Below are 8,599 nucleotides of genomic sequence, written 5' to 3'. Positions count from 1 at the left end.
GACCGCCGGGCCCGGGCGCACTTCCCGGGACCGACCGATCCGACCAGCACACCGACGAGGAAAGTAACCGTGGACGACTACATCCTCGAGATGCGTCACATCACCAAGACCTTCCCCGGCGTGACGGCGTTGCAGGACGTCTCGCTCGCCGTCCGCCGGGGCGAGATCCACGCCATCTGCGGCGAGAACGGCGCCGGCAAGTCCACCCTGATGAAGGTGCTGTCGGGGGTCCACCCGACCGGCAGCTACGACGGCGAGATCGTCTTCGACGGTACGCCGGTGCACTTCCGGGGCATCCGGGACAGCGAGGCCCACGGCATCGTCATCATCCACCAGGAACTGGCGCTGGTGCCGTACCTGTCGATCGCCGAGAACATCTTCCTCGGCAACGAGCGGCGCGGGCGCAGCGGCCTGATCGACTGGAACCGCGCCAACGCCGACGCCGGTGAGCTGCTGGCCTCCGTCGGGTTGCACGAGAACCCGGTCACGCCGATCATCCAGCTCGGCGTCGGCAAGCAGCAGTTGGTGGAGATCGCCAAGGCGCTGGCGAAGCGGGTCCGGCTGCTGATCCTGGACGAGCCGACCGCCGCGCTCAACGACGTCGACTCGGCGCACCTGCTCGACCTGCTGCGCCGGCTACGGGACCAGGGGATCACCTGCATCATGATCTCGCACAAGCTGAACGAGATCACCGCGATCGCCGACTCGATCACGGTGATCCGCGACGGTCGCACCGTGGAACGGCTCGACGTGGGCGCCGGCGAGGTGACCCAGGACCGGATCATCCGGGGCATGGTCGGCCGGGACCTGGACAGCTTCTACCCCGACCGGGTGAGCGAGCCCGGCGAGGAGGTGCTGCGGATCGAGAACTGGACGGTGCGCCACCCCACCCAGGACCGCCTGGTGGTCGACGGCGCCACCCTGACCGTACGGGCCGGGGAGGTGGTCGGCATCGCCGGGCTGATGGGGGCCGGCCGGACCGAGTTGGCAATGAGCGTCTTCGGCCGCTCGTACGGACGGGACGTCACCGGCCGGCTGCTCCTGCGGGGCCGGGAGATCCGGGCGCGCACCGTCGCCGAGGCGATCCGCAACGGCATCGCGTACGCCACCGAGGACCGCAAGCGCTACGGGCTCAACCTCATCGACGACATCCGGCGCAACATCTCCGCCGCGGCGCTCGGCAAGCTCGCCCGCCTCGGGTGGGTCGACGACAACGAGGAGAACCGGGTCGCCGAGGCCAGCCGGCGCGACATGAGCATCCGGGCGCCCAGCGTCAGGGCCGTGGTCGGCACGCTCTCCGGCGGCAACCAGCAGAAGGTCGTGCTGTCGAAGTGGCTGTTCGCCGACCCGGACGTGCTGATCCTGGACGAGCCGACCCGCGGCATCGACGTCGGCGCGAAGTACGAGATCTACACGATCGTCAACCGGCTGGTGGCGGCCGGGAAGGCGGTCATCATGATCTCCTCCGAGCTGCCGGAGCTGCTCGGCATGTGCGACCGCATCTACACCCTGTCGGCCGGGCGGATCACCGGCGAGATGCCGGCCGGTGAGGCCACCCAGGAGAAACTCATGCAGCTCATGGCGAAGGACAAGGACCTGGTCCGATGAAGAGCACGAAGACCCCCTCGACTGCGGACCCGGCGGCGTCGGAGAGCGCCCCCGCCCTCGCCCTGCACACCGGCAGCAGCGACCCGCGTCAGTTGATCATTCGGAACCTGCGGCAGAGCGGCATCTACATCGCGCTGGTCGTCATCGTCGCGCTCTTCGCGATCCGGACCGACGGCGTCTCGCTCAGTCCGGGCAACATCACCAACATCGTCCTGCAGTACAGCTACATCCTGGTCCTCGCGATCGGCATGGTGATCGTGATCGTCGGGGGACACATCGACCTGTCGGTGGGGTCGGTGGTGGCGCTCACCGGGGCGGTCTCCGCCGTCCTGGTGATCCAGCAGGGTCACCCCTGGTGGGTGGGGGTGCTGGCCGCGCTGGCCGTCGGGATCGCCGTCGGCGCCTGGCACGGCTTCTGGGTGGCGTACGCCGGGATCCCGGCGTTCATCGTCACCCTCGCCGGCATGCTGCTGTTCCGTGGCCTCACCCTGCGGGTGCTGGACAACATCTCGCTGTCGCCGTTCCCGGCCGAGTACCAGCGGATCGCGGCCGGCTTCCTCAACGGACTCCTCGGCGGCGACGGCTTCGACGCGTTCACCCTGTTCATCGGGGCGTTCGCGGTCGCCGGGTACGCGGTCAGCGGCTTCCGGACCCGGGTGGCGCGGATCCGCTACCAGCAGGCCGTGGAGTCGTTCCCGCTCTTCGTCGCCCGGGTGCTGCTGGTCGGCGCGGTCATCATGTACTTCGCCTGGCAGTTGGCCCACGCCCGGGGCCTGCCGATCGTCCTGATCATCCTGGCCGTCCTCGTGCTGGTCTACGGCCTGCTCACCCGGCGTACGGTCTTCGGCCGCCAGGTCTACGCCATCGGCGGCAACCTGCCCGCGGCGATGCTGTCCGGGGTCAAGGTGCGCACGGTCAACTTCTGGATCTTCGTGAACATGGGGTTCCTGTCGGCCGTCGCCGGGATCATCTACTCCTCGCGGTCCAACGGCGCGCAACCGGCGGCCGGCAACATGTTCGAGCTGGACGCGATCGCGGCGGCGTTCATCGGCGGCGCCGCCGTCACCGGCGGGGTGGGCACCGTCGTGGGGGCCATGGTCGGTGGTCTGATCATGGCGGTGATGAGCAACGGCATGCAGCTCATGAACGTCGACCAGTCGCTCCAGTCGGTGGTGAAGGGTCTGGTGCTGCTCGTGGCCGTCGCCTTCGACGTGTACAACAAGCGCCGCGCTGGCACCTCCCGCTGACCCCTCACCGGGTCCCCGACGGACGACGACGCCGGGGACCCGGTGGACGGGCGGGCACGGTAAGCAAGCCGTCCATAGTAGACGGGCGGCTCACCGGACGCGGGCGCGGGCCGTGAACCGGGTCCCCCGGGCGGCGCCGGCCAGCCGGGCGAACGGGCCACCGGCGGTCAACAGGTCGGCGGGGCGGCCCCACTCCACCACCCGGCCCCGGTCGAGCACCAGCACCAGGTCGGCGTCGGCGACGGTGGAGAGCCGGTGCGCGATCACCACCCGGGTCATCGGCAGCCCGCGCAACCCCGCCTCCACCGTCGCCTCGGTGACCGTGTCGAGCGCGCTGGTCGCCTCGTCGAGGATCAGCAGGGCGGGTTCGGCCAGCAGGGCACGGGCCAGGGCGACGCGTTGGCGTTGCCCGCCGGACAGGCCGGCCCCACCGTCGCCCAACCGGGTGTGCAGCCCCATCGGCATGGCCCGCAGGTCGTCGTCGAACGCGGCGAGGTGGACCGCGCGGGCGATGGCCTCGTCGGTGGCGTCCGGACGGGACAGGGTCAGCGCGTCGCGCAGGGTGCCCGCCCCGACGTACGTCTCCTGGAGCACCACGCCGATCTGCCGGCGGACCGAGGCCAGGTCCAGCGTGGCCAGGTCGAGGCCGTCGAAGCGGATCCGCCCCTGCGTCGGCGTGTGCAGCCCGGTGAGCAGGCCGACGAGGGTGCTCTTGCCGCTGCCGGAGCCGCCCACCACGGCCACCTTCATGCCCGGCGACACCTGGGCGGTCAGTCCCCGCAGCGCCCACGGCGACCGCCGGTCGTACCGGAAGCCGACGTCCTCCAGCGTGACCTGCCCGGTCAGCCGGGGCGCGGGACGGCGGGGCGTCGGCTGTTCGACGGGTGCCTGCGCGATGTCGGCCAGCCGGTCCACGGTGGGCGGCAGCAGGGTGAACGCGGGCAGCCGCTCCGCCAGCGCCACCGCCGGGGTGATCGCGGCGACCGCCAGCGCGGCCAGGCCGGCCGCCTCGCCCGGTGAGCCGGCCTGCCGGGCCGCCACCAGGAGCATCAGCACCGGGCTGGCCGCCGACCACGCGGACAGGAGCGCGTCCGACACCGCCGACAGCCGGGCCAGCCGGTGCGCGGCCGAGACGCCCCGCTGGAACGACTCCTGCCACCGGCTCAGCACCCGCCGCTGGGCCCCGGCGACCCGGATCGCCGCCATGCCCAGCAGCGCGTCGGCCAGCCGGGCCGACTCCTCACCGGAGGCGAGCAGTTCCTCCCGTTGCAGGGCGCCGGCGCGGCGGCCGAGCCAGAGCGCCGTGCCGACCTGCACGCCGATGACGACGGCGGCCACCAGGCCCAGCACCGGCGACAGCACGGCGACCACGGTCAGGTAGCCGGTGGCCAGCACCGCGTCGAGCGCCGTGGCCACGAGCGAGGACGCCAGCAGGTCACGCAGCGAGACCGCGGCGCGGACCCGGTCGATCAGGTCCCCCGCCGAGCGGCGCTGGAAGTACCCGTACACCACCTCGAACAGCCGGGTCACCGTGTCGGTGCCGATCCGGGTGCCGATGCGCCGTTGCAGCACGGTGCCGGTGAGGCCGCGCACGAGCGCCAGCGCCCCGGTCGCCACCGCCAACCCGACGGCCGCACCAAACCAGGACACGTCGGGTGGGGCGGTGGCGTCGATGACGGCCGCCGTCGCCCACGGCACGGCCAGGCCCACGGCGGTGATCAGCAGCGACGCCACCGCCAGCAGGACCAGCAGCCGGACGTACGGGCGCAGCAGCGGCACGAGCAGCGTCCGCATCGGCGAGCGCTCCCGCACCGGTGGTGGCGCCGGCCCGGCGGGCTCGGCCAGCAGCACCACCCCGGTCGTCCCGGCGGAGAACTCCGCCGGGGTGAGCCGACGCCGGCCGACGGCCGGGTCGACGACGTCGACGCCCCGCCGGCCGACCCGCTCCACCACCACGTAGTGGTCGCCGTTCCAGTGCGCCACCAGGGGCAGGGCCAGCTCCCGCAGGCGGGTCGCGTCCTGCCGCAGGGCCGGCAACGCGACCGCCCGGCACCGCAGGCCGCACTCCTGCGCCGCGTCGCGCAGGTCGCGCAGGCTCAACCCGTCGCGGCCGACGTCGAGCCGGGCGCGCAGCCGGGACACCGGCACCGCCCGGCCCGCCGCCGCGAGGATCATGGCGAGGGCGGTGGGTCCGCAGTCGGTGGCGGAGACCTGGAGAATCACCGGTACCCGCCGACGGCGGCTCACGTCAGCGGCGCCGTGCGGTCCCGGGGCAGCCAGAACCACTCGATGTCCACGGCGACGCGGGCCTGCGCGAGCCAGTCGTCGAAGATCGCCCGCTCGACGAGCGACCGGGTGGCGGCGTTGAGCACGGCCGGTTCCCGGCCCACCGGCAGCGCGCTGACCGGAGCCCCGGCGACCACCGTCGGCACCGGCCCGGTGGCCGCCCGCAGCTCGGGGGCCGCCTCGGCGGCCACCACCCGCAGCACCCCGGCGGCGTGTCCGATGCGGACGGCGGTGGCCACGGCGGCGAGGGCGTCGTCCGGGTCGGCCGGCAGCGGCCCGTCGGCCGCCCACGCGACGACGAGGGTGTCGAACGCGGACCGGTGCGCCTCGAACCAGCGCTCGACCCGGTCGCCCACGATCTTCTCGCGGAGCCGGGCGACCGCCACCGTGTCGGCGACCAGCTCGGTGAAGTCGACCTCGGAGAGCCCCCGCTCGGCGAGCCAGCGGGCGGTCGACGCCGCGTCGAGCAGCCCCTTCGCCCGACGGTACGCGTCCGCGGCGGCCTGGAGGTCGGCGTCGGAGACCGGGATCGGGCACCGCTCCAGCTCGGCCCGGATCAGACTGGTGTCGACGAGCCGGACGAGCACGTCGTGGTCGTACCAGAGGAAGTCGAGGGCGGCGAGCGCCTCGCCCACCAGCAGGGTCCGGGGTCCGACCCGGGCGAGGTGGTGCTCGGAGTGCCGCAGCGCCCCGCGCAGCGGCCACGGCAGGGCCGGGGCCGAACTGTAGGCGACGGAGACGGTGCCGGTGGGCTCGCGCAGCAGCACGTCGAAGGAGACCGAGCCGTCGCTGCCCTCCTCGTCGCGGACCAACGCGGGGTCGGCCTGCGGCCACCGGGCCCGCAGGGGCGCGAGCTGTTCCGTGGCGTCGCGCAGGGTGGCCCGGGCGGTGGACAGCTCCCGGGCCAGGGCCACGGCGGCGTCGAGCAGGGCGGGGTCGAGGATCGTCATGCGGGGTCTCCGGGGGCGGGCGCGGCCGTGGTGAGCAGGTCGACCACGGCCGCCGTGATCGGCAGCCCGGTCTCCTCCTCGACCCACAGGTACTGGCCGGTGGGGTTGATCTCGATGAACACGTACCGGCCGTCGGGGGTGACGATCAGGTCGAGGGCGCCGTACCGCAGGCCGAGCCGGCGGGTCAGCGCCACACACCGCGCGGCGACGTCGTCGGGGAGCGGGTACGGGCGCATCGGAGTGTTGCGGCCGTCCTGCCGCCGCCAGTCGTGGCGGGCGTGGTTGGAGCGTTGCGAGTCGATGGCGGCGGTGAAGACGCGGCCGTCGACCACGGTGACCCGCAGCTCGACCTGTTTGGGCACCCTGGCCTGCGCGATGAACGGGCAGTGCCGCACGCCGTCGACGTGGGCGATGTCGCGGTGGGTGACCGGCTCGGTGAAGCGGAGCAGGTCGCCGCCGAGGCTGGAGAGGCCGACCTGCTTGGAGATGAGCCGCCCGCCGGTGTGGCTGAACAGGTCGAGCACGGCGTCGGGGTCGTTACCGGCGACGGTCGCCGGCAGGTCGAAGCCGACCCGCAGCGCGAGCTGGAGCTGCCGGACCTTGTGCTGGGCCCGCAGGACCACCGGGCGGGGCGCCGGCAGGGCCGGCACGTCGAGGGTCTCCCAGACGTCGGTGACGAACTGCCGGCTCTCCGCGACCACGAAGTCGGCGTAGGGGCTGGTGAGGTGGGCGGGGGCGACGGGGACCCCGGGACGGCGGAACCAGACGGCGGTGACCGCGTCGAGGTCGACGGTCTCGCGGCCGGCACCGCCCGGGTCGCCGTCGCCCCGGTGGGTGTCGGGCCGGTCGGCCGGGACACGGTCGGCCGGGGTGCGGTCGTCCGGGGCACGGTCGGCCGGGACACGGTCGCGCACGAGGGTGCGGACCAGCCGGCCGTCGCGGATGCCGACCGACAGCGACGCCCGCGCGGGTACGTCGGCCGGGTCGAACCGGACCCAGGTGGCGCCGCGACGGCGCAGCTCCCGCTCGGCCGCGTCGGCGTGCACGTCGTCGGGGGAGGTCAGGATGAGAATCATCGTGCTGTTCCGGCCGGACCAGCGGCGACCCGCGCGGGGGGGGCACGGGCCGCCGGTGGTGACGGATCAGAAGTCGCTGTCGGTGTCCGGCCGGCCGCCACCGGGGATGTCGTCGATGGTCTTGGACGACCCGGCGCCGTTGCGCGGCAGACCACCGAGCATCGTGGCGAGCTGGTCGTCGGCCAGCTCCACGCCGTCGGCCGGGATGGTGTCGATCTGTACGGGCTTGCGCTTCATGGCGTACCTCTGTTCGTCGTGGTGCGACGCCCGGCGGAAGCAGCCGGGCCGTTGCAGTGTCGGGGCGCGGCGGGTGGGCCGGCACCGGGGTTATCCCTAGGCTTGGCCCCCGGTTCTACGCTCACGCCGTGTCCACCGAACTCACGGCCGAACGCCTGCTGGCCGAGGCCGACGGCGTCGACCCGGAACAGGCGGCGCGCCTGGTCTTCCGGGCCTTCCTCGCGCTGTCCCGCACCGCCGACGGCCGGCAGATGATCCCGCTGGTGGCGCGGGCGCAACGGCTGCACGACGCGAGCGGGTCGACGCCGGTGGAGTTGATCTACCGGACGCTGGCCGGGGTGGTGGCCACCCGGGCCCGGCTCCCCGACGGTCCGGCGCACCTCGACACCGCCGTCCGGCTCTTCGACGACAACCCGTTCGGTGCCGATCCGATCCTGGTCGAGTGTGCGCTGACCAGCGTGATGACGCTGATGCGCCCCCACGAGGCGCGTCGGTTCGCCCCGCTGGTCGAGGCGCTCGACCTCGACGCCGGCGACCGGGCCCGGATGCTCGCGCTGATCGGCCTCGGCGACTCCTGGGCCGGCAACCTGGTCCGGGGGCAGGCCGAGCTGCGGGAGGCGGCGCGGCTGGCCGCGCTCTCCGGCCGGCTCGACGTGCAGGCCGAGGCGACGTCGTGGCTGGCCAAGGTGGAGGCGCTGCGCGGTGACCTGGACTCCTCGGCCGCCCGTCTGGACGAGGCCCGGAGCCTGGCCGCGCAGGTCGGTTCGGCCTGGGTGGCCCGGCACCTGCCCGAGTGCACGGCCGCGCTGGCCTTCGCCCAGGGCGACCTGGACGGCTGGGTCGGGCTGCTCGGCCTGATGGTCGCGACGGAGACCGGGGTGACGGCGGGGCTGGACCACGAGCACCGCTGGGAGCTGGCCACCCACCACGCGTTGGCCGGCCGTCCCGAGGTGGCCGCCGGGCTGCTCGCCGCCGTCCCCGACCCGCCGGTGGACTGGCCGGGTGGGCCGGTGCTGCCGGCGTGGCGGGCCTGGATCCTCGATCCCGACGCGTCCGCCACGGTGGCCGGGCTGGCTACGGCGCTCGACCGGCTCACCCGGCCGGTCGAGCGGTTGCTGGCGGCCCGGATCAGCTGGCTGCTCGGCGCCCACCAGGCCCGGGCCGGCCGGCGCGGCGCGGCGACCCGGCTCCTCGA

7 protein-coding genes are annotated in these 8,599 nt (G+C 74.0%); 3 read left to right on the top strand and 4 right to left on the bottom strand.

The window, feature by feature from the left end; genetic code table 11:
- The first annotated feature begins 69 nt into the window (after positions 1–69).
- Together mmsA and mmsB are read left to right on the top strand one after the other, a co-directional pair.
- The gene (gene mmsA, locus AWW66_RS30245) at positions 70–1,608 is read left to right on the top strand and encodes a multiple monosaccharide ABC transporter ATP-binding protein (protein ID WP_067373636.1); all 1,539 of its coding nucleotides are present in this window, start codon (positions 70–72) and stop codon (positions 1,606–1,608) included.
- On the top strand, positions 1,605–2,855 hold the full coding sequence (mmsB, locus tag AWW66_RS30240; RefSeq protein WP_067373634.1) for a multiple monosaccharide ABC transporter permease: 1,251 nt from the start codon (positions 1,605–1,607) through the stop codon (positions 2,853–2,855). Before mmsA ends, mmsB begins: the two co-directional genes overlap by 4 nt.
- Positions 2,856–2,945: 90 nt before the next feature.
- On the opposite strand, the gene AWW66_RS36165 is transcribed toward mmsB, so the two are convergent.
- From AWW66_RS36165 to AWW66_RS33175, 4 genes are all read right to left on the bottom strand, one after another.
- Positions 2,946–5,102, bottom strand: a complete 2,157-nt coding sequence (locus AWW66_RS36165; protein WP_169807199.1) for a peptidase domain-containing ABC transporter — start codon at positions 5,100–5,102, stop codon at positions 2,946–2,948.
- Positions 5,099–6,091 carry a TIGR04500 family putative peptide maturation system protein gene (locus tag AWW66_RS30230; protein ID WP_067373628.1) on the bottom strand — a complete coding sequence of 331 codons (993 nt, stop codon included), beginning with the start codon at positions 6,089–6,091 and terminating at the stop codon, positions 5,099–5,101. Before AWW66_RS30230 ends, AWW66_RS36165 begins: the two co-directional genes overlap by 4 nt.
- A complete protein-coding gene (locus tag AWW66_RS30225; protein WP_067373627.1) occupies positions 6,088–7,167 on the bottom strand; it encodes an ATP-grasp domain-containing protein in 1,080 nt (359 codons plus the stop codon). Before AWW66_RS30225 ends, AWW66_RS30230 begins: the two co-directional genes overlap by 4 nt.
- A 66-nt stretch (positions 7,168–7,233) precedes the next feature.
- Positions 7,234–7,404: a putative ATP-grasp target RiPP gene (locus tag AWW66_RS33175; RefSeq protein WP_083979189.1), complete on the bottom strand. Its 171-nt coding sequence runs from the start codon at positions 7,402–7,404 to the stop codon at positions 7,234–7,236.
- A gap of 128 nt (positions 7,405–7,532) precedes the next feature.
- Here AWW66_RS33175 and AWW66_RS30220 point away from each other — a divergent pair.
- Positions 7,533–8,599, top strand: a 1,067-nt coding sequence (locus tag AWW66_RS30220) for a hypothetical protein (protein WP_211272153.1), incomplete at its 3' end; no start/stop codon positions are given.

The organism is Micromonospora rosaria, from assembly GCF_001567585.1.
GTDB lineage: Bacteria > Actinomycetota > Actinomycetes > Mycobacteriales > Micromonosporaceae > Micromonospora > Micromonospora rosaria.
Note: the sequence above shows the minus strand (reverse complement) of the source record. Positions and strands in the feature narration are given on the sequence as shown.